This is a genomic window from Lentzea guizhouensis, from assembly GCF_001701025.1.
GTDB classification, from domain to species: Bacteria; Actinomycetota; Actinomycetes; order Mycobacteriales; family Pseudonocardiaceae; genus Lentzea; species Lentzea guizhouensis.
Genome location: NZ_CP016793.1, coordinates 4246364 through 4273169, shown reverse-complemented (window position 1 = coordinate 4273169; position 26806 = coordinate 4246364). Strand labels below are relative to the sequence as shown.

Genomic DNA, 26806 nt, shown 5'->3' with positions numbered 1-26806 from the left:
CCGGCCCGCCGCCACTCAGCCGTGCGCGATCAACGAGAAGCCCAGCACGCCCGTCGCCGTGAAGTCGATGGCGGGCTCGGAGCTCGGCCACGACCGCAGGTCGTCGGCGAACACCGACTTCGCCGAGTTGAACTCCAGCGTGTACGGCTTGGTGCAGCTCACCGACCCCGGCGGCATCTCACCGAGGCCACCGAACAGCGAGGCGTCGTTCGGGCCGTTGATCACCGCGCCGACCAGCACCTTGGAACCGCCGTCCGGCGAGCCGGAGAGGTTGGCCGCCTGGTGGTGCGGGCACTCGGGGAACCTCGCGCCGACACCGACGATCAGCGACGTGCCCCAGGCGTTGGTGCCGAGCGCGAAGCCGCGCTGCTGCGTGCCGAACGTCTGGTAGGTCTTGTCACCGGTCACCTTCTGGTACAGCGCCGCGGTGGTGATGAACCCGAACGTGCGCGAGCCGACGTCCCACGTCTCGACGTTGGCGGCGGTGCGGAACGGCGAGCTCTTCGCCGCATCGGCACCCTGCTTCAGCTGCCGCTTCAGGTCACCGACGACCTGCGCCTCGGTCACCTCGGCACCGGGAACGCCTGCCTTCAGCAGCTTTGCGAGGTCGGCGTGGCCGAGCGCGGAGATGTTGTAGACGTTCAACGTGTCGGGGTCACCGGTCGCCAGGAACTCCTTGGCCCAGTGCGCCGCGGCCCGGGCGAACTGCTGGTACCGCTTGTCGTGCAACGCCTTCGCGGCCAGCGCGAGCTGCGTCGCGCCGAACTCCAGGTCGTCGGTCCACGACGGTTCCGGGTAGTAGGCGTGCGGGAACGCCGTCACGAGCTGGCCCACGTCCTCCGTCTTGGCCAGCGAGAACAGCTGCGCGGCCTTGTCCAGGTACGCACGGGCCAGGCGCGGGTTCTTGCGCGCCTCGATCTGCGCCGCCAGGGCGAACGAGCCGGCCACCCGGCCGACCAGGTTCGGGCTGATCTTCTCGCCGGCGACGTTCGCGCGGAACACCGGGCGGTGCTTGATGAAGTACTCGCTGTCGCCCGGCTCCACCTGAAGCTTGTCGTCGGCCTCCGGCAGCCGCCACACGTCGTGGTCGCCGACGAAGCCGAACTCCTCGGACCCGGTGCCGATGCCGACCTGCGCGTAGAGCGTGCCGGTCTTCTCGTCCCAGGCCTTGTCGAGCCACTTGAGGCCGAACTTGGCCTCCGCGTACAGCGCGTCGTCGTGCTTGTTGCGCAACGCGAGCAGCATCGAGGCCGTCGAGTACGACGAGGCGTGCGTGAACTTCACGAAGTCACCGGCGTCGAACCAGCCGCCCTCGAGGTCGACCTTCGCGCCGGTCGGCTTCAGCGGCGCCGCGATCTGGTCACCGCCCTCACCCGCGAACACCGGCTCCTCGTAGACCAGCGCCTCGCGGTCGGTGAGGTGCGCGGGCTTGCGGTTCAACCGGCCGGGGATGACGTCCGCGCCGTCGCGCTGCGCCTGGAAGAACTCGACGGTGTTGTGGGCGACCGGCGCGAACAGCCGGTTCAGCGAGTCGATCTTGAACGCCGTCGAGGTGGCCGAGCCGACCTTGATCCGGTACGTCCCCGGCTTGTGCACCCCGGAGAAGTCGATCGGGTGCACGGACGGGAACTTCTCGCTCCACGACCCCGTCGAGGCACCCGTCCGCCCGGTCAGCACGGTCCGGCCGCGGCTGTCCACCACGGAGAACCGGGCGTTCGCGGCACCGCCGAGCACGTAGGCGTGCTTCGCCTCGCCGGTGCCGAACCCGACCTGGTCGAGCCTGATGTGGGAGGTGGGCGCCGCCTGGGCAGGCGCCACGACCACCCCGGTCAACACTGCGGCGACGAGGGCCGCACGTCTGATGCGCATGTTCGGAACTCCCGGTCCAGGCCGCGGCGGTGGCCTTCGGTTAAGAAAGTTTCCTAATAGTTCGCAGCAGACTAGCCCCACAAACCGGACATCACCAGCCCTCAGGCGGCTCCACGAACGACGCGGACAGGTCACGGGTCAGTGACAGCGCGCGCTTCACCCAGCCGGCCGTCGCACCCGCCAGCCCGCACGTGGGAGTGGGCAGCGCCTTCTCGGCGAGGATCGACCGCGGAAAGCCCAGCCGGTCGACCAGGGTGAAGGCCCGCTGGCCGACCTCCTTCAACGCCACCGGCACACCGGGGTCGGTGCTCGGCACCAGCCCGAGCGCGAGCGTCGTGCCCGCCTCCCACGTCTCGCCGATCTCGTCGAGCGCGGCCGCCCCCTTGATCAGCGTCGCGTCGAACGCGATCGCCGCCGCCCCCGCCTCCCGCAGCAACGACAGCGGCGGCTGCGGCGCACAGCAGTGGACGACCACCTCGTGCTCACCCAGGGCCTCGATCACGGTGGCGAGCACCGCGCGGGCGTCCGGCACGGGCACGGCGGGCACGGTGCCGAGCTTCGACGGCGTCGGCAGCAAGCCCTCCAGCACCGCGGGCAGCCCCGGTTCGTCGAGCTGCACCACAACCTTCGCGCCGGTGCGCTTCGCGACCTCGGCGGCGTGCTGCCGCAGCCCCTCGGCCAGTGACTCGGAGAACTCCTTCACGGCCCCGCGGTCCGTGAGCACGCGATGACCGCGTACCAGCTCGATGTTCGACATCAACGTCCACGGCCCCGCCGCCTGCACCTTGACCGTCGCCGGCCGCGCGCCCGCGCGTTCCAGCGCCTCGTCGAACGCGTCCAGGTCACCGCGCAGCAGGTCGACCGCCCGCCGGTGGTCCCGGCCGGGGCGCGGCGTCACGCGGTAGCCGGACGTGATCACCTCGATCGCGAGGTCGACCAGCAGGCCGGCGGTGCGGCCGATCATGTCCGCGCCGACTCCCCGCGCAGGCAGCTCCGGCACGTGCGGCAGCTCCGGCAGCTCGCCGACGACCACCCGCGCCGCCTCGTCGATGTCGGTTCCGGGCAGTGATCCGATTCCAGTTGCTCCACGCACCCGCCGAATTGTTCCACTGTCCGGCGGACAGAAGAGGTCTAGACCCATTGACGCTATGGTCTAGGCCACTTACCGTGATTGAGCAGGTGCTGAGCGTTCGAGCACCTCCCTGCACGTGGTGTGGGGACGCGACGCGCCCCGCGTTCCCGCACCACTCCCTCCTCGGCACGGCGAAGGCCGGCGCGGAGTCGTCCGCACCGGCCTTCGTCCGTCTGCGTCCGAGCCTGCTAACAGCTGCTGCAGCACCCGCAACCCGGACCCGTGCATCCGCCGCAGCAAGAGCATCCACCCATGATGACCACCTCCGTTTTGAGCGATCAAGCATCCGGACAGTAAGGCCGGGTCGACGCGGGGTGACACCACCGCCAGGGTGATTACGCTGCCACGAATGAATGGTCCTGCTGAGATGCTGGCCGCGGACAAGGCCTCCACCACCCTCGGCATCACGCCGGTCGAGCTGCGCGACGGGTACGCGTCGCTGCGGATGACGATCACCGAGCTGATGCTCAACGGGCACGGCATCGCGCACGGCGGTTACGTGTTCCTTCTGGCGGACTCCGCGTTCGCGTGCGCCTGCAACAGGGCCGGGTCCGTCACCGTCGCCGCCACGGCCGAGATCGACTTCATCCGGCCCGTGCACGCGGGCGACGAGCTCGTGGCGGAGGCGGTGGAACGGACCCGGTTCGGCCGCAGCGGGATCTACGACATCACGGTCAGGCGAGGGACTGAGATCGTGGCCGAGTTCCGGGGGCGGTCCCGGACCCTGCGCGCCGAAGGCCGATGAGCTGCAGCACCGCGAACCCGAGCACCGCGAGCCCCTGGGCCAGCACCAGCGCAACACCGAGACCGGTGAGCGGGAACCACTTCAGCCCCGCGGTGAGAATGCTGTCCAGTGCCCACACCGTGTTGCCGATGATGACCAGCAGGACGATCCGGCGGTCCGGAACGGCACGCGTTCCCAGGAAGAACACGCCGAGCCCGTAAACAACGCAGAAAGAGCCGAGCCCGATCTGCCAGCCCACCGGCATTCCGACCTCGGGGCGGATCAGGAGGGTCAGCAGGCCCAGGCCGAAGGAAGCGACACCGTCGAGTTTCAAGGCGAATTTCAACATGGCCCGACCATGGCCCGGCGAACGCTGCCGAAACCACGTCAAGCGCTGCCAACTCCTGCCATCAGGTCCGCCGCGACCAGGCGCGCGGCGGCGTTCTGCCAGTTGTGCAGGGTCCGCTCGGGCACCTGGGTCACGAACCACTGCAACGCGCGCCGGTCCTCCGCGTCGAGGTCCTCGCGCTTGGTGCGGACCGAGTACGGCCGGATTCCCTTGACGTAGTAGAAGTACAGGGCGTTGTAGTAACGCCATTCGTCGCTCGTGCCGAAATCGCCGTCCGCCGGCTTGAGCCGTTGAATGCTGGTCAGCAACATCGATTTCAGCTGCGCGGCCCGGTCGAGCGGCGGCGCCTCGTCGGTCAGCGCGATCAACGGGCTCGCGACGAGCTTCCCGAGATCGCCGTAGTGGCTGAGCGCCTTGCGGGTCAGCCGGGCGAACTCGGCCTCGTCCTCGGTCACCAGCGGACGTTGTTTCGGCAGCGACTCGACGGCCTCGCGGAGCTCGGCGCGTTCGGCGGCGACGGCGGGCACGGCGAGCCGGTCGACGGCGGCGGCGAGCGGGTTCGCGAGCACCTGCACCGCGACGGCCGCCGCGACCGTCGTGTGCGCGAGCAGCTGCGGCCCGTCGAAGAGCAGCACCTGGGAGCCGAACAGGACGGCGGTGAACCCGGCGATCACCAGCGACCGCAGCATGTCGGCGCGGATCGCCTGGCCTTCCTCGACCGCGTCGGTGACCGCGACGAGGACGCCGAACACGAGCACGTCGAAGCCGATCGCCGGCAACGCGACCGCGGTCGGTACCCAATCGAGCAGGAACGCCGCCGCTGAGAGCGCGAACATCACCCCAACGAGTGAAAAGTAAGCGCGTTTCCTCACGGCGAGTGCCGTCGCTGCGGCCAGTGGGAGCAGCACGAGCCACGGCAGCCAGAGCGACGCGGCGAAGACCGGCACCACCGCGAAGATCCACCAGCGGATCAGCTCCGGCCGCGCCAGCAACAGGATCGCCCCAGTCCACGCGAGTGCGGGCACCCCCAGCAACACCGGGTGCGGCACCACGACCACGGCCGCGTAGCCGATCAAGCCGGCACCCGCCCACCACAGCAACGGCTTGGCGGGGTCGCGGGCGAGCAGGTACAGACCGAGCCACCAGGCGAGACCGGACACCAGCAGCGAGAGGACGAACACGGGTCAAAGCTAGCCGCGCCTGCAAAACTGTTCGGCATGCCGGTAGAGCTGACGCTCCACAAAGCGGCCGACGAGTTGCGGCGTGGCGACCTCGCGAACGTGCTCCGCGCACGTCAGCGCCTCGCGGGACTCGTCGGCACCTATCCCCACCGGCTCGATCTGCGCGACCGCCTGGCCGAGGTCTACCGCGTGCTCGGCGAGCCGGCGCAGGCAGGTCGCTGGACCTACCTCTCCGACTACCGCGATCCGGAGGAGACGCTCGCGTTCGAACGCGCCTACCGCCGTGCCCAGGTCCGCCTCGTCGCGTTGAACTGGGCCGGTCGCCTGGAGGAGGCGCCGACCGAGACCGCCCGCACCCGCCTCGCGTCCCTCTACCTGGAGGCGCGGATCGAGCTGCAGGACGAGCTCGACACGACCGAGCAGGAGGAGACGTCCTGGGGTGCCTGTCTGGTGGTGATGGTCGGCGGCACCTTCGTCATCGTGTGTTTCCTGCTGGGAATCGTGACTCTGGTGCAGTTCTTGTGGAAGCTGGTCACATGAGACCGCTCTCCGACTTCATCCGCCGCACCCCCGTCCTGCGCACCGCTGTGGACGGTCGCCCGGTGGTGCTCAAGCTGGAACACCTCCAGCTCACCGGTTCGTTCAAGGTGCGCGGCGCGGTCAACAAGCTGCTCACGCTGTCCGGGCCCGGCGGTGTCAGCGAGGTCGTCACGGCCTCGGGCGGCAACCACGGCATCGCCGTCGCGCAGGCCGCCCAGCTGCTCGGCATGCACGCCACCGTGTTCGTGCCGGTGACCGCACCCGAGACGAAAACCCGCCGCATCGAGGCGTTGGGCGCCAAGCTGATCCGCCACGGTGCCACCTACGCCGAGGCCGCGGCCGCCGCGCACGACTTCGGCCCGCTCTACGTCGAGGCCTACAACGACCCGGTCGTCATCGAGGGGCAGTCCACGGTGACCCGCGAGATCGTCGAGGACGTGCCGGAGGTCGACACCATCGCGATCGCCTCCGGTGGCGGCGGCCTGATCGCCGGTGCGGCGCTCGCGTCCGGTGGCAGGTTGATCGTGAACGCCGAACCGTCCGGTTGCTGCGCCGTGCACCGCGGCCTCGAAGCCGGTGAGCCGGTCGACTCGCCGGTGGACTCCGTCGCGGCGTCGGCACTCGGCGCCACCCGCGTCGGCTCGGTGCCGCTGGAGATCCTGCGGCAGCACGACGTCACGTCGGTGCTGGTGTCCGACGAGGAGCTGCTGGCCGCCCGCGACCGGCTGTGGGAGGACTTCCGCCTCGCCGTCGAACCCGCCGGTGCCGTGGCGTTCGCGGCGTTCCTCAAGGGCGACGTGCCGGGCGAGCTGCCGTGCGTGCTCCTGTGTGGAGCGAACTCGGAGTGGCTACCGCGCTAGCGCCACGGTGACGATCGACCGGGTCCGCGCGGTGACCGGGCCGCGCACCCAGTCGCCGTACTGCCCCTCGACCGAGAACCCGGCGTCCGCGAGGAACCCGTTGAGCTCCGCCACCTCCAGGAACCGCAACGACGCCCGGTCCACCCGCAGCGTCTCACCGTTCCTGGACACCGACTCCGTGAACGTGACGACGCCGTCCTCGACCCGCTCGACGTCGTAGGACACCTCCAGGTCGCGCACCGGGTAGCGCGCGCCGTGCCAGGTCTCCCACTCGCGTGCGGCCGGGTAGCGGGTGTCGAACGCGAACCTGCCGCCGGGCCGCAACGCGCGGTGGACGGCCTCCAACGCGACACGGAGATCGGTGTCGGTCACGAGGCACTGGAACGCGTTGCTGGCCATCACCGCGAGGTCGAACTCCCCCTCCCAGCGCGCGTCCTGGGCCTTTCCGAGCACCCACTCGACATCGGCACGACGGCGCGCCCGCTCCAGCGACGGCGCGTCCGGATCGAGCCCGACGAGCCGGCCGCGGTGCCCGCGTTCCCTGGCCGCGATGAGCATCTGACCGGTGCCGCACCCGACGTCGAGCACCTCGGCCACCGAGTCGACCAGCCCGTCGTAGAACGCGGCCGACGGATGGCCCGCCCACGGGTCCGTCTCGTCGTACAGCGCGGCGTTGTCGGCGTCGGTGAACGTCACACCCTCGACGCTAGCCAGCCCGGCAACCGGATTAGCTGGTCGCGTCGATCGTGGCGCTCGCCAGCACCAGGTCGCCCGCCGGGTCCGGCCGGTAGACCGCCACCGCCTGGCCGGGCGCGACGCCCTTCAGCGGCTCGCGCAGCTGCACCCGCAGCACGCCGTCGACCAGCTCGGCCACCGCGGGTGCGGTGCCGCCGTGCGCGCGCACCTGGGCGACGCACTCGACCGGGCCGTCCAGCTCGACGTGCGTAATCGGGGAGGAGGCGGAGATGCCGGTGACCGCGAGCTTCTCGGCCGAGCCGACTCGGACGTTGCCCGACACCGGCTCCAGCGCCAGCACGTAGCGCGGGCGGCCGTCGGGGGCGGGGCCGTCGATGCCGAGGCCCTTGCGCTGGCCGACGGTGAACTCGTGCACGCCCGCGTGCCTGCCGAGCACGGCGCCGGTCGCGTCGTCGATCAGCAGACCGGGCTTGGTCTCCATGCGGGAGGCGAGGAACTTCTGGGTGTCGCCGTCCGGGATGAAGCAGATGTCGTGCGAGTCCGGCTTCTTCGCGACCGACAGACCGCGCGCGGCCGCCTCCACCCGCACGTCGTCCTTCGTGGTGTCCCCCAACGGGAACATGGCGTGCGCGAGCTGGTCGGCGGTCAGCGAGGCCAGCACGTAGGACTGGTCCTTGCCGAGGTCGGCGGAGCGGCGCAGCTCGGGACGGCCGTCCACGAGCTCCAGCCGCGCGTAGTGGCCGGTGCAGACCGCGTCGAACCCGAGCGCGATCGCCTTGTCCAGCAACGCCTCGAACTTGATGCGCTCGTTGCAGCGCAGGCACGGGTTCGGGGTGCGGCCGGCGGCGTACTCCGCGACGAAGTCCTCGACGACCTCCTCGGTGAAGCGCTCGGCGAAGTCCCAGACGTAGAACGGGATGCCCATCAGGTCGGCGGCACGACGGGCGTCGTGCGCGTCCTCGACGGTGCAGCAGCCGCGGGCTCCGGTGCGCAGGGTGCCGGGCTTGGCCGACAACGCGAGGTGCACGCCCGTCACGTCGTGTCCCGCTTCAACGGCACGGGCCGCCGCCACCGCGGAGTCGACACCGCCGCTCATCGCCGCGAGGACCTTCACTGCTTGACCACCTTCCGGGACCGCCTCATGCCTGCCAGACCTGCCGTACGCGCGCGCTCGACCACCGGGCCGATCAAGTCCGCGAGTTTTTCAACGTCGGCACGGGTCGAGGTATGCCCGAGCGAGAACCGCAAGGACCCGCGCGCCAGCGACGGTTCGACGCCCATCGCCAGCAACACGTGGGACGGTTGCGCGACACCGGCGGTGCACGCCGAGCCCGTGGAGCACTCGACGCCGCGCGCGTCGAGCAGCATCAGCAGGCTGTCGCCCTCGCAGCCGGGGAACGTCAGGTGCGCGTTGCCGGGCAGCCGGTCCACCGGGTCGCCGTTGACGACCACGTCCGGCACCACCGCGCGCACCGACGAGATCAGCTCCTCGCGCAACGCCACCAGCTCGGCGGCCCGCTGCTCCTGCTCCTGCACCGCGATCCGCACCGCACGCGCGAGCCCGACGATCGACGGCACGTCCAGCGTGCCGGAGCGGACGTCGCGTTCCTGGCCGCCGCCGTGCAGCAGCGGCGCGCACTTCACGTCCCGCGCCAGCAGCAGCACCCCGACGCCGTAGGGCCCGCCGACCTTGTGGCCGGTCATGGTCAACGCGGACGCGCCCGACTCGGCGAAGTGCACCGGCACCGCGCCGACGGCCTGCACCGCGTCCGTGTGGAACGGCACACCGCGCTCGGCGCACAACGCGGCGATGTCGTGCACCGGGTTGATGGTGCCGACCTCGTTGTTCGCCCACATCGTCGTGACCAGCGCCACGTCGTCGTCCAGCGCCTCGGCGACCGTCTCGGCGGACACCCGGCCGACCCCGTCGGCCGGCAGCCAGGTCACCTCGGCGCCCTGCTGCTCCAGCCACTCCACGGCGTCGAGCACGGCGTGGTGCTCCACCGCGGAGGCGAGCACGCGGCGCTTGCCGGCGCGGGCCCAGTAGACGCCCTTGACCGCGAGGTTGTCGCTCTCCGTGCCACCGCCGGTGAACAGCACCTCGGACGGCCGGGCGCCGAGTGCGTCGGCGATGTCCTCCCGCGCCTCCTCGACCGCGCGCCGCGCCCGCCTGCCGGAGGTGTGCAGCGACGAGGCGTTGCCCGTGGTGGACAACGCCTCGGTCATGGCCGCGACCGCCTCCGGGTGCATCGGGGTCGTCGCGGCGTGGTCGAGATAAGCCATCAGGGCTCAAGCGTAGCCCGCATGCGGGGCCCGGTCAGAACCGCTCCCACCACGGCCAACGCCGCCATCGACAGGTTCAGCACCACCACGCCCGCCGTGGGCGCGGTCGCCAGCACCAGCACACCGCCGAGTCCGATCATGGTCGCGGAGCCGAGCATGTCCGAGATCTGCAGCGCCGCGGAGTTGAAACCGCGGTCCTGCTCGGGTGAGGCGGCCATCATCAGCACGCCGACGCTGGAGGTCGCCATGCCCATGCCGGCACCCGCGACGGCCCACAGGAAGAACGTCAGCCAGGCGGGGCCCCACGAGGGTGCGATGAGCGTCACGGCCGCCATGCCGGTCGCGGTGAACAGGAACCCGGTCCGCACGAGCGTGTACCGCTCGATCTCGGGGTGCCGCGACGCCCACATCGACGCACCGGCCCAGCCGAGCGCGCTCACCGTGAGCGGGATGCCGGCCTCCAGCGGCGAGTAGCCGTGCACGACGGTCAGCGTCAGCGGGATGAAGCTCTCGACCGCGAAGAACGTGCCCGCGAGCAGGCCGCGCGCGAGGATCGTGACGGGGAGACCGCGCCGGGCGGTCAGCGTGCCCTTGGGCAGCAGGATCCGCACCGCGGGCGTGAGCAGCAGCACCGCGACGGCCAGCAGCCACCACGTCCGGTGCTGCAACGCCCAGCTCAGGCTCGCCACCCCGGCACCGGCGGCCAGCGCGGCGGCCGGGAGGAACCGGCGCACCGGCGGTGTCGCGGTGTGCGGCGGCAGCTTCCGCAGCACCGGCACCAGCAGCACGCTGCCGATGAGCACCAGCGGGACGATCGCGAGGAAGACCAGCCGCCAGGTCAGGTGCTCGGTCGCCCAGCCGGCGACCGCGGGACCGACCAGCGACGGCACCACCCAGGCCGCCGACAGCGCGCCGAACACGGCGGGCCGGTCCGCCTCCGGGTAGGCGAGCGCGATGACGACGTAGATCGCGACGATCAGGAACCCGGCGCCGAGCCCCTGCAGGACCCGGCCGGCGAGCAGCACCGTCATGGTCTCCGCGACACCCGCGACGACCAGGCCGACGAGGAACAGGGCGACACCGATCAGGACGGCGGGCTTGGGACCGCGCCGGTCGGACAGGCGCCCGGAGAACACGGTGGCGATGACGCTCGCCGCGAGGTTCGCGAGGAACGGCCACGCGTACAGCGCCTCGCCCTCGAGCTCGCGGACCATGGTGGGCATCGCCGTGCCGACCCCCATCGCCTCGAAGGCGAGCAGGGTGACCAGCAGGAGGATGCCCGTCGTGGGCCAGCGGCGGTCAGGCGACCAGAGGCGAGACGGCCGGGGCGCGGTGAGTGTCACCGGTAGATCGTGCAACTTCCAGTTCGGTCGAGGTCAAGCGGTTTGATTGCTCTTTGGCAAGTTTCGCGAGCTCCCTGCGGTCGGCCGCGCGCCCCGGAGCGATCTCGTCGAGCACGTGCACCTCGACCGTCAGGCCCTTGACCCGCAGCACCCGCCGGATCGAGTCCACCAGGGTGTCGCTGCCGATGAACGCGGGCTGCGTGCTCACGTGGCCGTCGACCCGGTAGCGCAGCACGATCGGCCGCACCGGCACACCGGCGTCGAGCGCGGCCTGGAACAGCGCCGGCTTGTAGCGGCCGGACGCGAGCCCGCACCACGTGGTGCCCTCGGCGTGGATGCCGACCGCCGAGCCGCCGCGCAACGTCGCCGCCAGCTCCTCGACGGTCTTCGGCAGCTCGCGCAGCCTCTCCCGGTCGAGGTAGACCGTGCCGACCGCCGTGATGATCCTGCCGAGCACCGGCCAGCTCTTGATGTCCTTCTTCGCCACGAGCTTGATCGGCTGCACCGCGTCGATCGCGAGCTCGTCGAGCCACGACACGTGGTTGCTCGCGACCAGCACGCCGCGCTGGGGCACCGCCTGGAACCTCTTCGGGCCGTGCACCTCGAGCCTCACGCCGAACGCGCGCAGCACGGCGTGGAACCACAGGCGCACCACGCTCTCCCGCTGCTTGCCGGGCAGCAGGAGGGCGAACGCGAGCCACACGCCGCACAGGAGCGCCGTGACGGCGGTGAACGCCCGCCAGGCCTGTCTGACCTTGCCCGCGGTCCGCGGTGCCGAGGCGACGCACCCGTCACCACACGGCGACGCGGGCATCCAGGCGTGACTCATGCCGTCTCCCCCAGGAAGAACTTGAGATAGCGCTGGTCCACGTGGTCCATGCCGAGCAGGATGAAGAGGTCGGCGACGCCGAAGTCCGCGTCGAGCGCCGGCCGGCCGCAGATCTTGGCGCCGAGCCGCAGGTAGCCCTTGAGCAGCGGCGGCAGCGCGGTCTTGGCGGGCCGCTCGACCGCGTCGACGTCCCACGGGTGGTGCGGCGTGACGCGGTACTGCTCGGGCGCGTAGTGCTTGGCGTGCACCGTGTCCCACACCCCGGCGGCGAAGGAACCGCCGTCCTGCAGGGGGATCGAGGCGCAGCCGATGAGCCACTTGTGGCCGCTCAGCAGCATGTAGCGCGCGATGCCGGCCCACACCAGGCTCACGACGGCACCGTTGCGGTGGTCGGGGTGCACGCAGGAGCGCCCGGTCTCGACGATGCTGGGCCGCAGGTCGGCGAGGTTGCCGAGGTCGAACTCGGTGTCGCTGTAGAGCCGCCCGGCCTCCCGCGCCCGCTCCGGCGGCAGCATCCGGTAGCCGCCGACGATCTCGCCGGTGCGGTCGTCGCGGACCACCAGGTGGTCGCAGTGCTGGTCGAACTCGTCGACGTCGTGGCCGGGAACGCTCGTGTTCAGCGTCGCGCCCATCTCACCGGCGAACACCTCGTAGCGCAGTTTTTGCGCGGCGACGACCTCGTCGCTGTCACGGGCGACGAGGAGGGAGTAGCGGGGAGCGTCCTCGCCCTGCTGGGCGGGGGTGCTGACAAGCAGTTCCGGCTGCGTCATGCGAACCAGGGTGAAGCCGCGTTGGCGAATGACAGCAGGTCACAACGATGACCGGTCAGTGGCAGTCGGGTTAACCCACGGTTGTCCGGGGTACGCGCGAGGGCCGCCCCGCGAACGGGACGGCCCTCCGGTGGCTGGAAGTGCTCAGCCCTTGCGCTTGCGGACCTCGTCGGTCAGCTGCGGCGCGACGGCGAACAGGTCGCCCACCACGCCGAAGTCGGCGATCTCGAAGATCGGGGCCTCGGGGTCCTTGTTGACCGCGACGATCGTCTTCGAGGTCTGCATGCCGGCGCGGTGCTGGATCGCGCCGGAGATGCCCAGTGCCACGTACAGCTGCGGCGAGACCGTCTTGCCGGTCTGGCCCACCTGGAACTGGTGCGGGTAGTAGCCGGAGTCGACGGCGGCGCGGGAGGCACCGACGGCGGCACCGAGCGAGTCGGCGAGCTCCTCGACGGTCGAGAACTTCTCGGCCGAGCCGACGCCGCGGCCACCGGAGACGACCACGGACGCCTCGGTGAGCTCGGGGCGGTCGCCACCGACCACGGCCTCGCGCGAGGTGACCTTCGCGGCCTTCGCGGCGTCCACGGAGACGGAGACCGACTCGTCGAGGGCGGCGTCCGCGGCGGACTCCTCGGCCTCGACACCGCCGGGGCGGACCGTGATGACCGGGGTGCCCTTGCTGACCTTCGCCTTGACGACGAACGCGCCACCGAAGATGGACTGCACGCCGGTGCCGTCGGCCTCGACGTCCACGACGTCGACGAGCCAGCCGGAGTCGATGCGCACGGCGAGCCGGCCCGCGACCTCCTTGCCCTCGGCGGTCGCGGAGACGAGCACCGCGGCCGCGTTCGGGGCGAGTGCGGCCAGCGCGTCGACCTTCGGGGTCACCAGGAAGTTGACGGCGTCGTCGGACTCGACGGCGTAGACCTTCGCGGCGCCGTACTTGCCCAGCGACTCGCGGATCTTCGCGGCGGTACCGGGAGCGCCGACGACCACGGCGGCCGGGGTGCCCAGGCGGCGAGCGGCGGTGAGCAGCTCGTAGCTGACCTTCTTGACCTCGCCGTCGACGTGGTCGACGAGAACGAGTACTTCAGACATGGTTACCCCTCCCTCAGATGAGCTTCTGGCCGACGAGGAACTCGGCGATCTTCGCGCCGCCGTCGCCGCTGTCCTCGACGCGCTGACCGGCGCTGCGCGGCGGCTTCGGGGCCGCCTCCAGCACCTGGGTCCACGCACCGGACAGGCCGACCTCGGAGGCGTCGACGCCCAGGTCCGCGATCGAGACCGTGGAGACCGGCTTCTTCTTCGCGGCCATGATGCCCTTGAAGGACGGGTAGCGCGGCTCGTTGATCTTCTCGGTCACCGAGACGACGGCGGGCAGCGAGGCCTCGAGGAACGCGACGCCCTCGTCGGTCTCCCGCTCACCCTTGATCGTGGTGCCCTCGACGGTGACCTTGCGCAGCTGCGTGACCTGCGGCAGGCCGAGCAGCTCGGCGATGATGGCCGGGACGGCACCCGCGCGGCCGTCGGTCGCCTCGTTGCCGGCGATGACGAGGTCCACGTTCTCGACGGTGCCGATGGCCTTGGCGAGCACCTTGGCGGTGGCGATCGAGTCGGAGCCGTGCAACGCCTCGTCGCTCACGTGGATCGCCTTGTCGGCACCCATCGAGAGCGCCTTGCGGATGGCGTCGGTGGCGCGGTCGGGACCCATCGCGATCACGGTGACCTCACCGCCGTGGGCCTCCTGCAGCTGCAGGGCCTCTTCGACGGCGCGCTCGTTGATCTCGTCGAGCACTGCATCCGCGGACTCGCGGTCAAGGGTGTGGTCGGCGTCGGTGAGCTTGCGCTCGGACCAGGTGTCAGGCACCTGCTTGACCAGGACAACAATGTTCATAGGTCCTCTTCGACCTCCTGCGGACGGGCGGCGACGCGCAGAGGACTTCAGAACTGCGCCGCCGGGTGTTCACGACCCTGCCATCACCCGGATGTTACCCGCCAGTAGCAGCGGTGCAAACGGGAGCAAGCACTCCGCTAGCGTGACGGTTCTCACCCGGTCGCACCACCGATTGAGACGTAACCCATTCGGGCGAGTACCCTGCGCGGACATGTACCGGCGAGTAGCAGTAGTGACCGACTCCACGGCCTGCCTCCCGGCGCAGCTGACCGATCAGCTCGGCATCGAGGTGGTCCAGATCCAGGTCAGGATCGGCGACCACACCGACGAAGAGGCCCGCATCCCGGTCCCCGAGCTGGTCTCGGCCATGCGCGCGAACGTGCCCGTGGAGACGATCCCACCTGATCCCGGCGCGTTCTTCTGGACCTACGGGGACCTGGCCGCGCAGGGCGTCCAGGCCGTGGTGTCCGTGCACGTGTCCGGCGGGCTCTCCGCCACGGTGGAGGCGGCCCGTCACGCGGCGGCGCAGTCGCGCATCCCCGTGCACGTCGTCGACACCCACACCTGCGGGATGAGCATCGGCTACGCCGTCCAGGCCGCGGCCAAGGTGGCGGAGGCGGGCGGAACCGCCGAGAAGGTGCTGCAGACGGCCATGCGCCGCTACGACAGGTCCACCGAGCTGATCTACGTCGACACGCTCGAGTACCTGCGGCGTGGCGGCAAGATCGGCGCCGCGGCCGCGTTCCTGGGCTCGGCGCTGTCGATGAAGCCGCTGCTGACCATGTCCGACGCCCAGATCACCCCGCTGGACCGGGTGATCGGCGCGGACCGCGCGCTGAACCGGATGCTGGACATCGCGATCAAGCGCGCGGGCACCGACCAGGTCGACATCGCGGTGGAGCACTTCGACGCACTGGAGAAGGCCCAGCGGCTGCTGCGCAAGCTGCGGCGCGGCGTGCCCAACGTGCGCCAGTTCATGCTGACGCAGGTCAGCTCGGCCATCGGGGCCCACGTGGGCCCCGGCGCGCTGGGCATCACCGTTTCACCCGTCTGATCTTCGGGAACTCCAGTGCTCCTGGTTGCGTTGAACTGGACGTAACGGACACCTGGAGGAACCGATGGCCGGATTCATGGACAAGATCGCCAGGTTCCTGCACAGCCCTTCGGGGCGTCGTTTGCAGGCCAAGGCACGCGAGCTCTCCCGCGACCCCCGCCGCCGCGCGCAGGCGGAGCAGTTGCTGCGCAAGTTCCGCGGCGGGAAGCGCCACTAGAAGAGCTCGTTCAGCTCCCCGTACCCCAACCCGTCCTTCGTGCTCTCGTACGTACCGGCACTCAAAATCTCCTCCGCCGCCCGCTTCACCACGGCGTAGGCCGCGGAGGCGAGTGCCGTGCCGACGCTGATCCTGGCCGCGCCCGCCTGACCGAGCTCCGCCGTGGTGGGCGCGCCGGGGCCGGCGAGGACGTTCAGCGGGGCCGGGACGTTCTTCGCCAGCTCCGCCACGGTCGCGAGATCGGTCACGCCCGGCACGAAGATGCCGCTGGCACCGGCCGCGAGGTAGGCCTCCGCCCGCTTGAGCGTCTCGTCGAGCCGGCCGGCCGGGTCACCGACACCACGCAGGTAGACGTCGATCCGCGCGTTGAGGTAGATCTCCGGGGCGCCCTCCCTGGCCGCCCGCAGCCGTTCGGACTGCTCGGCGACCTCCCTGACCGAACCACCGTGGCCGTCCTCGATGTTCACGCCGGACGCACCCGCCGCCGCGACCGCTTCGAGGGTCTGGCGGACCTCGTCGGCGTTCGCGCCGAAGCCCGCCTCGATGTCGGCTGTCACCGGAACCTTCACAGCCCGTGCGATCCTGGCCACGAGCCCGACCGCCAGATCGCGGTCGAGCCGGTCGCCGTCGGGCGCGCCGAGGCTCCACGCGACACCAGCGCTCGTGGTGGCGACGGCACGGGCACCGGCGGCCTCGACGATCAGTGCGGAGGCCACGTCCCAGGCGTTGGGGAGCACCAGCGGAGGCTGCTGGTGGAGGGTGTGGAAGTGCTGCGTGCGGTCGGTGCTGGAAGTCATGGTCGAGTGATATCAGCAGCCACCGGTCCGAGTCCGGCGAGTTTCGGACGGGTACCGAACGCTTTCGGACCAGCCGATCCGACAAAGCCCTGCTAGTTGCTGCCGGCCTTGCGGCGCGCTTCCTCGAACGTCCGCAGGTACCGCTGCCGGAAGTCGTCGCGCTCCGACGCCGTCGTGTGCTCCACGGGCTGCGGCATGGCGGGCGGTGGCAGCGCGGGACCCTGCCCATCGTCCAACACAGGGTCCGCCACCGGTTCCACCACCGGCTCCGCGAACGCGGCCAGCGCCGGTTCCGCCTGCGGCAGCCCCATCACGGCGTTGCGGTGGATGGGCCGCGAGTCGTAGTCGTCCTCCACCCCCTCGACCGGCGCGGGCCTGGGCACCCACGTGGCGTCCGAGGTGGACACACCGGGAGCGGCGGCCGCGGCGGGCACCGGCGGAGCCTCCGAGGCGTCCTCGCGGCGCCGCGTCACGACGTACATCAGCGCCGCCCCCAGCGTGAAGGACAGCACGCACAACCCGAAGACGATCCCGACGGCCCCTGCCATGCCAGGTTCCTCCCTATCCGACGAGGACGTCGATCTGAGGTCCGGCGTCCGACGGCGGGCCCCAGGCGGGGTCCACGACCACGCGGGTGGTGATGACGCTGTCGACGCCCTGGGAGGCCAGGTAGTCGCGCAGCAGGCCGGCGCGCTGCAACGCGAGCACGTCGCAGCGGTGCGACGCCGTCTCGCCGTTCCAGGCGTGGGCCACCAGGGTCACGGCGCCACCGGAGACGTTGCGCAGCACCGCCGCCAACGCCCGGCGCACGTCCGCACCGCGGCCGGCGAGCGAAGCGGTGCCCGGCGTGTACGTCACGCCCTTCACCGCGTGCGCCCCGAACAGCTCCCGGACGCTGCGCTGGGCGACGGCGGCCGAGACCAGCAGCGGTGCCGGCGGTTCCATCCGCACCGGCACCTCGAACGCCGCGAGCGGCACCGGACCGGCCGTCGGCGGTGGCACGGCCGGTGACGACGACAGCGCGGAAGTCAGCTCCTCGCCCGCGACGGAGAACCCGACGGCGGTGACCGACGCGGGCACCAGCACCGCTCCGAGGACCAGCGGAAGCCAGCGCCTCACGACGCGGCCACCTGCTCCGGGATCATCGCGGGCGCGACGCGGTCGGCGGCGACCGTCAGCGCGGTACGGGCGGCGGACAGCTGCGAGTGCACGACGCGCCGCAGCTCCCGCAGCTCGTCGGTCTGCTGGGCGACCTCGGCGAGCCGGCGCTGGGACTCCCGGCAGGCCATCTTCACGACGAACTCGGCGCGGGCGCGGGCCAGCGCCTCCTGCTCCTGCAGGTGCTGGGTGGCCTCGTTGCGGCGGTGGGTCATGGAGAGCTCGAAGAACTGCTGCGCCTTCTCGCGCTTGCGCTCCGAGTCGGCCTCCAGCGAGTTGCACGCCAGGGCGGTCTCGCGCAGCAACCGGTCCGCGTCGGACTGGGCCTGCTCCATCGCCTCCGCGCACTCGCGCTCCACCTGGTCGGCGCGCTGCTGGTGCTGCGCCTCCAGGTCGGCGCACCGGCGCTCCAGCTCGACCTCGCGCTCGTCCATCGCCGCGGCGCGGGACGCGCACTGCTGGCGGGTCGCGTAGAGCTCGGACTCGGCCTCCGACCGCAGCGCGGCGGACTCGCGTTCGGCCTCGGCCACGATCGCGGCGCACTCGACCTCGGTGCGCTGCCGGAGGTCGGCGCACTCGCGTTCGGCGTGCAGGTGCATCTCCGCCGCCTCGTCCTCGGCGAGGCGGAGCATGCGGTGCATCCGTTCGGTGGCACTCGCGTGCGACCCGGAGGTGGATTCGAGGCGTTCGATCCGGGACCGCGCTTCTTCGAGGTCCCTGCGCGTCATTTCCAGGAGCTTGCGCAAATCCGCGGCCTGCGCCAGCGCCTCCGCCCGGTCGAGGCTCGTGAAGCGCAGCTGCTCGTCGAGATTCTCGATGTGGTCGATGACCTGACGGCGGTGAAAACCGCGGTAGACAACGTCGAAACCGGCGTGCAGCGGAACTATCTCGTGCTCTTTTGCACCCATGGTCACCTACTCGCTCACCCTGCCGAAGATTGTGCGAGCGTACCCAGTTGACCAAGCCCCAACCAGCGTCGACAAAGGACAGACGGCGTCTCGGCGACCCCCGGAAATGGCATGCCTTGCAGGGCAAACAAGACGACCCTAGATCAACTTTACCAAACCACCAGTCACCCGATTGTGTAAGGTCGCTCGCCTTTCCACGGTGTTCACTCCGTGCGTTCGGCGTGTACGGAAAGCGACGGCGCAGGCATACGTCACACCAATTGCCATCCTTCGCCAGTGGTCCACGCGATCACGCTTCGTTAACCTTCCTTCCCGTGTCCTCACGTGTAGCCGTCGTCACCGACTCGACCGCGTCACTTCCGGCCCGTCTGGCGGAACGGTTCAACATCATCACCGTGCCGATGCAGCTGAAGATCGGAGCGGAGCTGATCGACGAGGCGTACGTGCCGACCGAACGCCTGCTGCAGGCGATGCAGGCGGAAATCCCGATCACGACGCAGCCGCCGGCGCCGGACGCGTTCTTCTGGGCCTACCAGGACGCCTGGGCCAAGGGCGCGGAGACGATCGTGTCGGTGCACGTGACCCCGTCGCTGTCCCCCGCGACCGACGCGGCGAAGGCGGCCGCGGCCAAGTCGCGCGTGCCGGTGTTCATCGTGGACTCGCACTCGTCCGGCATGACGCTCGGCTTCGCGGCGCTCGCCGCCGCGCGGATCGTGCAGACCGGCGGCAACGTGCAGCACGCCCGCAGCGTCGCCGAGCAGCGCGGCCGCAACGCGCACGTGCTGATCTACGTGGACACGCTGCACTACCTGCGCCGCGCCGGGCGGGTGAGCGCCGCGGCGAAGCTCTTCGGCGACGCGCTCTCGGTCAAGCCGCTGCTCACCGTCGTCAACGGCGAGGTGGAGCCGTTCGACAAGGTCGTCGGCCGGGACAGGGCCCTGACCAAGCTCGCCGACAAGGCCGTGGCACTGGCCTACGGGCGCAACGTGGACCTCGCGGTCGAGCACTTCGCCGCCGAGAAGGAGGGCCACGAGCTGCTGCAGATGCTGCAGAAGCGGATCCCGCACGCCCGCGACGTCGTGCTCACCCAGGTCAGCGCGGCGATCGGCGCGAACGTGGGCCCCGGAGCGCTCGCCGTCACGGTCTCCCCGTACTGAGCTCCCGGCCGGCCGCTACAGCGCCGCGACCTCGTCCGCGAGCAGCACACCCGGATCGAACCCCATCGGTCCGAAGTGGCCGGCGAGCTCCAGCGACAGCACGCCCTGCACGCGCGTCCAGAACGAGAGCGCGCGCCGCACGGTCGCCGTCCGCGCCGACTCGGTGACCACCCACACCCGGCGGCTGTCGAGGTGGAGGTCGAACGCGGTCGAGCCCTCGTCACCCGACGGCCCGACGGCGCAGACCTCCAGCAGCACCGCGAGGATCTCGTCGGAGATCCCGGTGATCTCGCCCGGCGCGTGGTAGCCGGGCACCGGCGTGCCGTAGATCAGCAGGTACCGCTGCGGGTCGGCGAGCGCCCACGCCCTGATGGCCGCGGCCAGCCCGACCAGGTCGGCGCCGTCCTCGTACGCGGCGCGGACGGCGTCGGCGAGCCCGCGGTAAGCGTCCCTGATGAGCGCGGTGATGAGCTCGTCGCGCCCGGCGAAGTACCGGTAGAGCGCGGGCCCGCTCATGCCCATCTCCTTCGCGATGGCGTTGAGCGACAACGCCGTCACACCCGCTGAGGCGATCTGCTCCCACGCGCGCCGCTTGACCTCCTCGCGCACCTGGACCCGATAGCGCTCCCGCGGGCTCTGCACCGAGTCCGTCATCAGTTAGACCCTCTCACTTCCGTTATTGACAGCCACGTTCGTTACACCCTACCGTCTAACAACAGTTAGAGGCTCTAACTTCAACGACACCCATTAACGAAGGTGAGACGTCATGACCAAGCAGAACCGCACCTCCGCCCACCCGTCGACCGGCACCCTCGTCGCGGCCTGGGCGGTCCCGGTCCTCGTCGTCGGCCAGTTCGGCCTGATCTCCGGGATCCCGATGCTCATCACGCTCGCGGCGAGCCTGCGCGACCGCCGGTCGAGGGCGCTGCGCTGGTGGACGGGAGGCCTCACGCTGGCCTACGCGGGACTGGTGACGGCGTGGCTCGCCGGGCCGAGCGAGGCGCCCAGCCTGTCGAAGTACATGAGCCCGGCCGTCACCGCGCTCCTCGCCGCGGGCGGTGCCGCCGTCGCGGTGGCGCACCACGTCGTGCGACGGCGCTCCGCGGTACCGGCTGTCACTACTGACAAGTAACCTGACCGGCGTGACCCTCCCCCTGACCGGCGAACGCACGGTGCCCGGCATTGCCGAGGAGAACTACTGGTTCCGCCGCCACGAGGCGGCCTACCTCCACCTGATCGGCCACTGCAGGGACGCCGTGGTCCTGGAGGCCGGCTGCGGCGAGGGCTACGGCGCCCAGCTGATCCGCACGGTCGCGCGGCGGGTGGTCGCGCTCGACTACGACGAGCTCACCTCGCGACACGTCGCCCGCGCCTACCCGCAGCTCGACGTGCTGCGCGGGAACCTGGCGACCCTGCCGCTGCGTTCGGGCACTGTGGACGTCGTGGCGAACCTGCAGGTGATCGAGCACCTCTGGGACCAGGAGCAGTTCCTGGCCGAGTGCGCGCGGGTGCTGCGTCCCGGCGGGACGCTGATCGTGACGACGCCGAACAGGCTCACGTTCTCCCCCGGTCAGGACACCCCGCTGAACCCGTTCCACACCAGGGAACTGGCTCCGTCCGAACTGGACGAGATGCTGCGCGAGGCCGGTTTCGCGGTTGACGAACTGAGCGGGCTGCGGCACGGGCGCCGACTTGACTCCCTCCTCAACGGACGGATCATCGACGCACAGGTCGAGGTCGCCCTGTCCGGCGCACCGTGGCCGGCCGAGCTCAAGGAGGCTGTCGAGTCAGTGACGGTGGACGACTTCGACATCACCTCCGCGGACCTGGACACGTGCCTCGACCTGGTGGCCGTGGCGGTGCGCGCGTGACCCGCAAGAACCCGGGACAGCAGCACGAGGGCACCTTCTGCCTGGTGCTGCACAGCCACCTGCCCTGGCTCGCCCACCACGGCGCGTGGCCGGTCGGCGAGGAGTGGCTCTACCAGGCGTGGGCGCACTCCTACCTGCCCGTCGTGGACATGTTGCGGCGCTTCGCCGAGGAGGGCCGCCACGACGTCCTCACCCTCGGCGTCACGCCGGTGCTGGCCGCCCAGCTGGACGACCCGTACTGCCTGCGCGGCGCGCACGACTGGCTCGGCAACTGGCACCTGCGCTCGCACCTGGCCGGCAGCCGGCTGCCGGAGCTGTCGACGTACGAGCACCGGGCGTCGGCCTGGGCTCTGGAGCAGTTCGAAACCCAGTGGCGGCACGGGTTCTCGCCGATTCTGCGGTCCCTTGTGGACTCGCAGACGATCGAGCTGCTCGGCGGGCCCGCCACGCACCCGTTCCAGCCGCTGCTGGACCCACGCGTGCGGGCGTTCGCCCTGCGGACCGGCCTGGACGACACCGCGCTGCGGATCGGCAAGGCACCGGAAGGCATCTGGGCGCCGGAGTGCGGTTACTCGCCCGGCATGGAGACGGGGTACGCGGCGGCGGGCGTGCGGCGGTTCCTGGTCGACGGTCCGGCGCTGCACGGCGACACGTCCGCGGCGCACCCGGTCGGTTCGTCGGACGTGCTGGCGTTCGGCCGCGACCTCGAGGTGTCCTACCGGGTCTGGTCGCCCAAGGTCGGCTATCCGGGTGATGCGGCGTACCGGGATTTTCACACTTTCGATCACCCCACCGGCCTGAAGCCGTCGCGGGTGACGGGCAAGAACGTGGCGCCGGAGGACAAGCGGCCCTACGACCCGGTGCTGGCGCGTGAGGCGATCGGCAGGCACGTCGAGGACTTCGTCGACACGGTCGTGCGGCGGCTGCGCGCGATCGACGGCGGGCTGGTCGTGGCGGCCTACGACACCGAGCTCTACGGGCACTGGTGGCACGAGGGTCCGTTGTGGCTGGAGGGAGTGCTGCGCGCGCTGCCGGAGGCCGGTGTGCGCGTGACGACGTTGCGCGGCGCGGTCGAGGCGGGCCACGTGGGCGCACCGGTCGAGCTGCCCGCGTCGTCGTGGGGCAGCGGCAAGGACTGGCGGGTGTGGGACGGCGCGCAGGTCTCCGACATCGTGTCGCTCAACGCGGCCGTGCAACGGGAGCTGCTGGAGCTCGACTTCTCCGGCGCCACCAGGGACCCGGTGCTGGACCAGGCGGTGCGCGAGGCGTTGCTGGCGCTGTCGAGCGACTGGGCGTTCATGGTCACGAAGGACTCGGCCGCCGACTACGCGCGCTACCGCGCGAAGATTCACAGCGATCGTTTCAGCGAGCTCGCGGCGTTGGCGCGCGGCAGCCGGAACGGTCGTCAGCACGGTGGTCTGGCCAGGGCGGCGGAACTCCGCGCGGCAGATGGCCCGTTCGGGCAGCTGGACGCGCGAGGAATGGGGTAACGGCATGCGCGTGCTGATGTTGTCGTGGGAGTACCCGCCGGTGGTCGTCGGCGGGCTGGGCAGGCACGTCCACGCGCTCGCGACACAGCTGGCCGCGCAGGGGCACGAGGTCGTCGTGCTGTGCCGGCAGCCCTCCGGCACCGACGCGGTCACGCACCCGACGACGGACCTGGAGAGCGAGGGCGTGCGGCTGATCAGGATCGCCGAGGACCCCGCGCACCTGGTGTTCGAGAAGGACCTCGTGGCGTGGACGCTCGCGATGGGCCACGCGATGGTCCGCGCCGGGCTGGCGCTCGGGCCGTGGCGCCCGGACGTGGTGCACGCGCACGACTGGCTGGTGGCGCACCCGGCGGTGGCGCTGGCGGAGGCGTTCAGCGTGCCGCTGGTGGCCACGATCCACGCGACCGAGGCGGGCCGGCACTCCGGCTGGCTCTCGCACCCGCTGAACCAGCAGGTGCACTCGGTGGAGTGGTGGCTCGCGAACCGCGCCGACGCGCTGATCACGTGCTCCTCGGCGATGCGGCGCGAGGTGGCCCACCTGTTCGAAGTGGACACCGCGGACGTCTCCGTGCTGCACAACGGCATCGAGCCCGGCGGCTGGCGGGTGCGCCCGGCGGACGTGACGGCGGCGCGGCACGAGCACAGCCCGCACGGCGACCCGCTGCTGCTGTTCTTCGGCCGGATCGAGTGGGAGAAGGGCATCCAGGACCTGATCGCCGCGCTGCCGCGGATCCGCCGGGCGCACCGGGGCACGCGGGTCGTGGTGGCGGGCGGTGGCTCGCAGACGGAGTGGTTGCGGGAGCAGGCGCGCAAGCACCGGGTGCTGCGCGCGGTGGAGTTCGTCGGACATCTCTCCGACAGGTCTCTCGCGGCGTTGCTCACAGCGGCGGACGCGGTGGTGCTGCCGTCGCGGTACGAGCCGTTCGGCATCGTGGCGCTGGAGGCGGCCGCCGCCGGGACACCGCTGGTCGCGTCGACCGCGGGCGGGCTCGGCGAGGTGGTGCTGGACGGGGTGACCGGGCTGTCGTTCGCCCCCGGTGACGTGGACGGACTCGCTCGCGCGGTGCGTGCGGTGCTGTCCGACCCCACGGCCGCCGCCGCCCGTGCGCGCGCTGCCAAGGCACGGCTCGCGACCGACTTCGACTGGGCCACGATCGCGGCGGGCACGGCGGAGGTCTACGCCTCAGCCGTCGTGCGCGAACCGCGGGTGCTGGGCCGCCCCAAGATCGCCACGGGCAATCTGTTCACCTAGCTCAAGTACAGTCCGCGGCCACGTGAACGAGAGGTGACCGAGGACTGAATGAGATACCAACGCTTCGTGGCACTCGGGGACAGCTGCACCGAGGGCCTGGACGACCTGCTGCCCGACGGCGCGTACCGCGGCTGGGCCGACCGGGTCGCGTCCGTGCTGGACGCGCCGGGCTTCCGCTACGCGAACCTCGGCGTGCGCGGACGCCGGCTCGACCAGATGCTGTCCGAACAGGTGCCGCTGGCCGCGCAGCTGTCACCCGATCTGGTGGTTCTGTTCGGCGGCGGCAACGACGTGATGTCCGGCGCCACGATCCCGCAGATCGCCGAACGGGCCGACGCGATGGTGCGCGCCGCGACGGCGCTGGCGCCGACCGCCGCCGTGTTCACGTTGAGCGACATCTCGCACCGGATGCCGTTCGGCTGGCGCATGCGGCCGCGGATCGAGGCCTTGAACTCGGCGATGCGCGCCGCCGCTGACCGCTACGGCGCGCTGCTGGTGGACGTGTGGGCCGACGAGTGCGTCAACGACTCGCGCTACTTCGGCCCCGACCGCCTGCACCTGTCGTCGCTGGGCCACCGCCGGCTGGCCGGGCACCTGCTGTCGGCGCTGGGCGTCCCGTTCGACTCCTCGTGGATGGCGCCGCTGCCCGGTGCCGCGACCAACGCGTCGATGTGGGACCACTGGCGGTGGCTGCGCGACCAGGTCATCCCGGTCGCCTACTCCCGTTCGCGCAACAAGCTGATCGGCCGCCAGCCCGGCGACGGCTTCACGCCTAAGCGTCCGCAGCTTCTTCCGCTCGCCTAGCCAGCGCCTCCTCGGCCTTGCGCGCCATGTCGGCGATGTCGGCCCGGCGCTGCGCGTCCGCCTCGTAGTCGGCGCGCCGGTCCCGCACCACACGGGCCGGCGCCCCGACCGCGATCTTGAAGTCGGGCACGTCCCCGCGCACCACCGCGTGCGCCCCGAGCACGCACCCGCGCCCGACCCGCGTGCCCCGCAGCACCGTCACCTTGGTGCCGAGCCAGCAGTCGGGCCCGATCCGCACCGGCGACTTCACGATGCCCTGGTCCTTGATCGGCAGCGTGATGTCCTCGGTCTTGTGGTCGAAGTCGCAGATGTACACCCAGTCCGCGACGAGGCTCGACGCCCCGATCTCGACGTCCAGGTAGCAGTTGACCGTGTTGTCCTTGCCGAACACGACCTTGTCGCCGATCCGCAACGACCCCTCGTGACACCGGATGGCGTTGCCGTCCCCGATGTGCACCCACCGCCCGATCTCCAGCCGCCCGTAACCCGGCCGCGCCATGACGTCGACCCGCTTGCCGAAGAACACCATGCCGCGCAACACCACGTGCGGGTTGAGCAGCCGGAACTTCAACAGCCGCCAGTACCGCACCAGGTACCACGGCGTGTACGCGCGATGCCGCACCACCCACCGCAACGACGCCATCGTGAGGAAGCGCGCCTGCTGCGGATCCCGGCGCGACCTGGCCCACCTGGTCCACACCGGTGCGCCCCACATGCTCGTCATGCAGGCACTCTAGAGACATGGCGATTCCTCTCATCATCGACACCGACCCCGGCGTGGACGACGCGTTCGCGATCGCTTTGGCCGCGCGCAGTCCCGAGGTCGAGCTGGTCGCGCTGACCACCGTGTTCGGCAACGTGTCGCTGGAGCACACCACGCGCAACGCCCAGCGGCTGCTCGCGCACCTCGGGCGGACCGACGTACCCGTGGTCAGGGGTGCGGAGGGGCCGAGCGGGGCGGCGGACGTGCACGGTGAGGACGGGCTCGGTGGGCGGGCGCACACGTTGCCGGAGAACGACCGCGCGCTCCACGAGGGTGACGTCGTCGAGTTCTTCCGCGAGCACGTCACGGCTGAGACCGTGGTGGCCGCGATCGGGCCGCAGACCAACATCGCCAGGGCGTTGGAGGCGGGTGTCGAGTTCCCGCGGCTGATCGTCATGGGTGGTGGGCTGGGGCTCGGCAACACGACCGAGCGGGCCGAGTTCAACTTCTGGGCCGATCCCGCGGCGGCGCGCACGGTGATCAGGAAGGGCAGACCGGTGGTGGTGCCGCTCAACCTCACCCAGCGGTGCATCGCGGACCCGGCGTTCCTCGACGCGGTGGACCCGGTGCTGAGCGGGCTCACCGACACCTACCGCGCCTACCTCGCCGGCCGGTCGGACTACGAGGGCATCCTCGTGCACGACGCCGTCGCGGTGGCCGAGGCGATCATCCCCGGCACGCTCACCCTCAAGACCCACCTGCTCGACGTCGACGACGAGGGTGCGCTCGTCGAGGGAAAGCACCAGGTGGAGGTCGCGGAGGACACCGACTGGCCTGCGCTGAAGACCTTCATGGAGCAGCGCTTGTCCGTTTGACGACAGGTTCGCGTCGCTCTCTGGGGTTGGGCGGGCACGGAAAGTAGGGT

General features: G+C 71.1%; 30 protein-coding genes. 12 read left to right on the top strand and 18 right to left on the bottom strand.

The window, feature by feature from the left end:
- Positions 1–15: 15 nt before the first annotated feature.
- Positions 16–1869, bottom strand: coding sequence for a glycoside hydrolase family 9 protein (locus BBK82_RS21305; protein WP_065916582.1), 1854 nt, complete (start codon positions 1867–1869; stop codon positions 16–18).
- A 91-nt stretch (positions 1870–1960) separates the two neighbouring features.
- Positions 1961–3010 (bottom strand): uroporphyrinogen decarboxylase/cobalamine-independent methonine synthase family protein, encoded by a 1050-nt coding sequence (locus tag BBK82_RS21300; RefSeq protein WP_065916581.1) that lies wholly within the window; start codon positions 3008–3010, stop codon positions 1961–1963.
- Positions 3011–3350: 340 nt separating this feature from the next.
- Between BBK82_RS21300 and paaI the strand changes: the two genes are divergently transcribed.
- Positions 3351–3746 (top strand): hydroxyphenylacetyl-CoA thioesterase PaaI, encoded by a 396-nt coding sequence (paaI, locus tag BBK82_RS21295; RefSeq protein WP_065916580.1) that lies wholly within the window; start codon positions 3351–3353, stop codon positions 3744–3746.
- Here paaI and BBK82_RS21290 read toward each other — a convergent pair.
- Both BBK82_RS21290 and BBK82_RS21285 read right to left on the bottom strand, forming a co-directional pair.
- Positions 3676–4074: a hypothetical protein gene (locus BBK82_RS21290; RefSeq protein ID WP_154697413.1), complete on the bottom strand. Its 399-nt coding sequence runs from the start codon at positions 4072–4074 to the stop codon at positions 3676–3678. The genes paaI and BBK82_RS21290 overlap by 71 nt on opposite strands.
- Before the next feature lie 38 nt (positions 4075–4112).
- Positions 4113–5255: a hypothetical protein gene (locus tag BBK82_RS21285; RefSeq protein ID WP_065916578.1), complete on the bottom strand. Its 1143-nt coding sequence runs from the start codon at positions 5253–5255 to the stop codon at positions 4113–4115.
- 36 nt (positions 5256–5291) lie between these two features.
- Here BBK82_RS21285 and BBK82_RS21280 point away from each other — a divergent pair, with 36 nt between their 5' ends.
- The gene (locus tag BBK82_RS21280; protein ID WP_065916577.1) at positions 5292–5795 is read left to right on the top strand and encodes a DUF6584 family protein; all 504 of its coding nucleotides are present in this window, start codon (positions 5292–5294) and stop codon (positions 5793–5795) included.
- The gene (locus BBK82_RS21275; protein ID WP_065916576.1) at positions 5792–6655 is read left to right on the top strand and encodes a serine/threonine dehydratase; all 864 of its coding nucleotides are present in this window, start codon (positions 5792–5794) and stop codon (positions 6653–6655) included. Before BBK82_RS21280 ends, BBK82_RS21275 begins: the two co-directional genes overlap by 4 nt.
- Here BBK82_RS21275 and BBK82_RS21270 read toward each other — a convergent pair.
- From BBK82_RS21270 to BBK82_RS21235, 8 genes are all read right to left on the bottom strand, one after another.
- Positions 6644–7351 carry a class I SAM-dependent methyltransferase gene (locus BBK82_RS21270; RefSeq protein ID WP_065916575.1) on the bottom strand — a complete coding sequence of 236 codons (708 nt, stop codon included), beginning with the start codon at positions 7349–7351 and terminating at the stop codon, positions 6644–6646. The two genes, BBK82_RS21275 and BBK82_RS21270, sit on opposite strands and share 12 nt — an antisense overlap.
- Before the next feature lie 31 nt (positions 7352–7382).
- Positions 7383–8465: a tRNA 2-thiouridine(34) synthase MnmA gene (mnmA, locus tag BBK82_RS21265; RefSeq protein ID WP_065916574.1), complete on the bottom strand. Its 1083-nt coding sequence runs from the start codon at positions 8463–8465 to the stop codon at positions 7383–7385.
- Positions 8462–9634, bottom strand: coding sequence for a cysteine desulfurase family protein (locus tag BBK82_RS21260; RefSeq protein ID WP_065916573.1), 1173 nt, complete (start codon positions 9632–9634; stop codon positions 8462–8464). Before BBK82_RS21260 ends, mnmA begins: the two co-directional genes overlap by 4 nt.
- Entirely contained in the window at positions 9634–10977 is a 1344-nt protein-coding gene (locus tag BBK82_RS21255; protein WP_065916572.1) for an MFS transporter, read from the bottom strand. Before BBK82_RS21255 ends, BBK82_RS21260 begins: the two co-directional genes overlap by 1 nt.
- Positions 10934–11806, bottom strand: coding sequence for a lysophospholipid acyltransferase family protein (locus tag BBK82_RS21250; protein WP_071812644.1), 873 nt, complete (start codon positions 11804–11806; stop codon positions 10934–10936). The genes BBK82_RS21255 and BBK82_RS21250 overlap by 44 nt, the downstream gene beginning before the upstream one ends.
- A complete protein-coding gene (locus BBK82_RS21245) occupies positions 11803–12576 on the bottom strand; it encodes a GNAT family N-acetyltransferase (RefSeq protein WP_065916570.1) in 774 nt (257 codons plus the stop codon). Before BBK82_RS21245 ends, BBK82_RS21250 begins: the two co-directional genes overlap by 4 nt.
- A 144-nt stretch (positions 12577–12720) precedes the next feature.
- Positions 12721–13674 carry an electron transfer flavoprotein subunit alpha/FixB family protein gene (locus BBK82_RS21240; protein WP_065916569.1) on the bottom strand — a complete coding sequence of 318 codons (954 nt, stop codon included), beginning with the start codon at positions 13672–13674 and terminating at the stop codon, positions 12721–12723.
- 13 nt (positions 13675–13687) lie between these two features.
- On the bottom strand, positions 13688–14470 hold the full coding sequence (locus tag BBK82_RS21235) for an electron transfer flavoprotein subunit beta/FixA family protein (RefSeq protein WP_065916568.1): 783 nt from the start codon (positions 14468–14470) through the stop codon (positions 13688–13690).
- A 211-nt stretch (positions 14471–14681) separates the two neighbouring features.
- Here BBK82_RS21235 and BBK82_RS21230 point away from each other — a divergent pair, with 211 nt between their 5' ends.
- Both BBK82_RS21230 and BBK82_RS51650 read left to right on the top strand, forming a co-directional pair.
- Positions 14682–15524, top strand: a complete 843-nt coding sequence (locus tag BBK82_RS21230) for a DegV family protein (protein ID WP_065916567.1) — start codon at positions 14682–14684, stop codon at positions 15522–15524.
- A 64-nt stretch (positions 15525–15588) separates the two neighbouring features.
- Positions 15589–15741 (top strand): hypothetical protein, encoded by a 153-nt coding sequence (locus BBK82_RS51650; protein ID WP_170067943.1) that lies wholly within the window; start codon positions 15589–15591, stop codon positions 15739–15741.
- Here BBK82_RS51650 and BBK82_RS21225 read toward each other — a convergent pair.
- From BBK82_RS21225 to BBK82_RS21210, 4 genes are all read right to left on the bottom strand, one after another.
- A complete protein-coding gene (locus BBK82_RS21225) occupies positions 15738–16538 on the bottom strand; it encodes an isocitrate lyase/PEP mutase family protein (RefSeq protein ID WP_065916566.1) in 801 nt (266 codons plus the stop codon). The two genes, BBK82_RS51650 and BBK82_RS21225, sit on opposite strands and share 4 nt — an antisense overlap.
- A 92-nt stretch (positions 16539–16630) precedes the next feature.
- Positions 16631–17086 carry a hypothetical protein gene (locus BBK82_RS21220; RefSeq protein WP_065916565.1) on the bottom strand — a complete coding sequence of 152 codons (456 nt, stop codon included), beginning with the start codon at positions 17084–17086 and terminating at the stop codon, positions 16631–16633.
- Positions 17087–17099: 13 nt separating this feature from the next.
- The gene (locus BBK82_RS21215) at positions 17100–17657 is read right to left on the bottom strand and encodes an OmpA family protein (RefSeq protein WP_065916564.1); all 558 of its coding nucleotides are present in this window, start codon (positions 17655–17657) and stop codon (positions 17100–17102) included.
- Complete coding sequence (locus BBK82_RS21210; RefSeq protein WP_065916563.1) at positions 17654–18604, bottom strand: coiled-coil domain-containing protein; 951 nt, start codon at positions 18602–18604, stop codon at positions 17654–17656. The genes BBK82_RS21215 and BBK82_RS21210 overlap by 4 nt, the downstream gene beginning before the upstream one ends.
- A 314-nt stretch (positions 18605–18918) precedes the next feature.
- Between BBK82_RS21210 and BBK82_RS21205 the strand changes: the two genes are divergently transcribed.
- A complete protein-coding gene (locus BBK82_RS21205) occupies positions 18919–19761 on the top strand; it encodes a DegV family protein (protein ID WP_065916562.1) in 843 nt (280 codons plus the stop codon).
- Between the two features lie 15 nt (positions 19762–19776).
- Here BBK82_RS21205 and BBK82_RS21200 read toward each other — a convergent pair whose 3' ends face one another.
- Positions 19777–20415, bottom strand: a complete 639-nt coding sequence (locus BBK82_RS21200; protein WP_065916561.1) for a TetR/AcrR family transcriptional regulator — start codon at positions 20413–20415, stop codon at positions 19777–19779.
- A 112-nt stretch (positions 20416–20527) separates the two neighbouring features.
- Here BBK82_RS21200 and BBK82_RS21195 point away from each other — a divergent pair, with 112 nt between their 5' ends.
- From BBK82_RS21195 to BBK82_RS21175, 5 genes are read left to right on the top strand one after another with little or no spacing between them, the layout of a single operon-like run.
- Positions 20528–20893: a hypothetical protein gene (locus tag BBK82_RS21195; protein ID WP_065916560.1), complete on the top strand. Its 366-nt coding sequence runs from the start codon at positions 20528–20530 to the stop codon at positions 20891–20893.
- 1 nt (position 20894) lies between these two features.
- Entirely contained in the window at positions 20895–21632 is a 738-nt protein-coding gene (locus tag BBK82_RS21190) for a class I SAM-dependent methyltransferase (RefSeq protein WP_170068104.1), read from the top strand.
- On the top strand, positions 21629–23122 hold the full coding sequence (locus BBK82_RS21185; protein WP_065916559.1) for a 1,4-alpha-glucan branching protein domain-containing protein: 1494 nt from the start codon (positions 21629–21631) through the stop codon (positions 23120–23122). Before BBK82_RS21190 ends, BBK82_RS21185 begins: the two co-directional genes overlap by 4 nt.
- A gap of 4 nt (positions 23123–23126) precedes the next feature.
- On the top strand, positions 23127–24374 hold the full coding sequence (locus BBK82_RS21180; RefSeq protein ID WP_065916558.1) for a glycosyltransferase family 4 protein: 1248 nt from the start codon (positions 23127–23129) through the stop codon (positions 24372–24374).
- Positions 24375–24422: 48 nt separating this feature from the next.
- A complete protein-coding gene (locus tag BBK82_RS21175; protein ID WP_065916557.1) occupies positions 24423–25178 on the top strand; it encodes an SGNH/GDSL hydrolase family protein in 756 nt (251 codons plus the stop codon).
- Here the strand turns inward: BBK82_RS21175 and BBK82_RS21170 are convergent.
- Positions 25147–25902, bottom strand: a complete 756-nt coding sequence (locus BBK82_RS21170) for an acyltransferase (protein ID WP_065916556.1) — start codon at positions 25900–25902, stop codon at positions 25147–25149. The two genes, BBK82_RS21175 and BBK82_RS21170, sit on opposite strands and share 32 nt — an antisense overlap.
- Positions 25903–25919: 17 nt before the next feature.
- Here BBK82_RS21170 and BBK82_RS21165 point away from each other — a divergent pair, with 17 nt between their 5' ends.
- Positions 25920–26756, top strand: a complete 837-nt coding sequence (locus tag BBK82_RS21165; RefSeq protein ID WP_065916555.1) for a nucleoside hydrolase — start codon at positions 25920–25922, stop codon at positions 26754–26756.
- Positions 26757–26806: the final 50 nt, after the last annotated feature.

Bases quoted from the DNA above. Each gene is read 5' to 3' on its own strand.
- BBK82_RS21305 (WP_065916582.1), bottom strand. From the start codon at position 1,869: ATGCGCATCAGACGTGCGGCCCTCGTCGCCGCAGTGTTGACCGGGGTG.
- BBK82_RS21180 (WP_065916558.1), top strand. From the start codon at position 23,127: ATGCGCGTGCTGATGTTGTCGTGGGAGTACCCGCCGGTGGTCGTCGGC.
- paaI (WP_065916580.1), top strand. From the start codon at position 3,351: ATGAATGGTCCTGCTGAGATGCTGGCCGCGGACAAGGCCTCCACCACC.
- BBK82_RS21195 (WP_065916560.1), top strand. From the start codon at position 20,528: ATGACCAAGCAGAACCGCACCTCCGCCCACCCGTCGACCGGCACCCTC.
- BBK82_RS21175 (WP_065916557.1), top strand. From the start codon at position 24,423: ATGAGATACCAACGCTTCGTGGCACTCGGGGACAGCTGCACCGAGGGC.
- BBK82_RS21200 (WP_065916561.1), bottom strand. From the start codon at position 20,415: ATGACGGACTCGGTGCAGAGCCCGCGGGAGCGCTATCGGGTCCAGGTG.
- BBK82_RS21240 (WP_065916569.1), bottom strand. From the start codon at position 13,674: ATGTCTGAAGTACTCGTTCTCGTCGACCACGTCGACGGCGAGGTCAAG.
- BBK82_RS21260 (WP_065916573.1), bottom strand. From the start codon at position 9,634: ATGGCTTATCTCGACCACGCCGCGACGACCCCGATGCACCCGGAGGCG.
- BBK82_RS21280 (WP_065916577.1), top strand. From the start codon at position 5,292: ATGCCGGTAGAGCTGACGCTCCACAAAGCGGCCGACGAGTTGCGGCGT.
- BBK82_RS21290 (WP_154697413.1), bottom strand. From the start codon at position 4,074: ATGTTGAAATTCGCCTTGAAACTCGACGGTGTCGCTTCCTTCGGCCTG.
- BBK82_RS21250 (WP_071812644.1), bottom strand. From the start codon at position 11,806: ATGAGTCACGCCTGGATGCCCGCGTCGCCGTGTGGTGACGGGTGCGTC.
- BBK82_RS21220 (WP_065916565.1), bottom strand. From the start codon at position 17,086: ATGGCAGGGGCCGTCGGGATCGTCTTCGGGTTGTGCGTGCTGTCCTTC.
- BBK82_RS21210 (WP_065916563.1), bottom strand. From the start codon at position 18,604: ATGGGTGCAAAAGAGCACGAGATAGTTCCGCTGCACGCCGGTTTCGAC.
- BBK82_RS21225 (WP_065916566.1), bottom strand. From the start codon at position 16,538: ATGACTTCCAGCACCGACCGCACGCAGCACTTCCACACCCTCCACCAG.
- BBK82_RS51650 (WP_170067943.1), top strand. From the start codon at position 15,589: ATGGCCGGATTCATGGACAAGATCGCCAGGTTCCTGCACAGCCCTTCG.
- BBK82_RS21245 (WP_065916570.1), bottom strand. From the start codon at position 12,576: ATGACGCAGCCGGAACTGCTTGTCAGCACCCCCGCCCAGCAGGGCGAG.
- BBK82_RS21165 (WP_065916555.1), top strand. From the start codon at position 25,920: ATGGCGATTCCTCTCATCATCGACACCGACCCCGGCGTGGACGACGCG.
- BBK82_RS21170 (WP_065916556.1), bottom strand. From the start codon at position 25,902: ATGACGAGCATGTGGGGCGCACCGGTGTGGACCAGGTGGGCCAGGTCG.
- BBK82_RS21275 (WP_065916576.1), top strand. From the start codon at position 5,792: ATGAGACCGCTCTCCGACTTCATCCGCCGCACCCCCGTCCTGCGCACC.
- BBK82_RS21235 (WP_065916568.1), bottom strand. From the start codon at position 14,470: ATGAACATTGTTGTCCTGGTCAAGCAGGTGCCTGACACCTGGTCCGAG.
- BBK82_RS21300 (WP_065916581.1), bottom strand. From the start codon at position 3,010: ATGGGTCTAGACCTCTTCTGTCCGCCGGACAGTGGAACAATTCGGCGG.
- BBK82_RS21230 (WP_065916567.1), top strand. From the start codon at position 14,682: ATGTACCGGCGAGTAGCAGTAGTGACCGACTCCACGGCCTGCCTCCCG.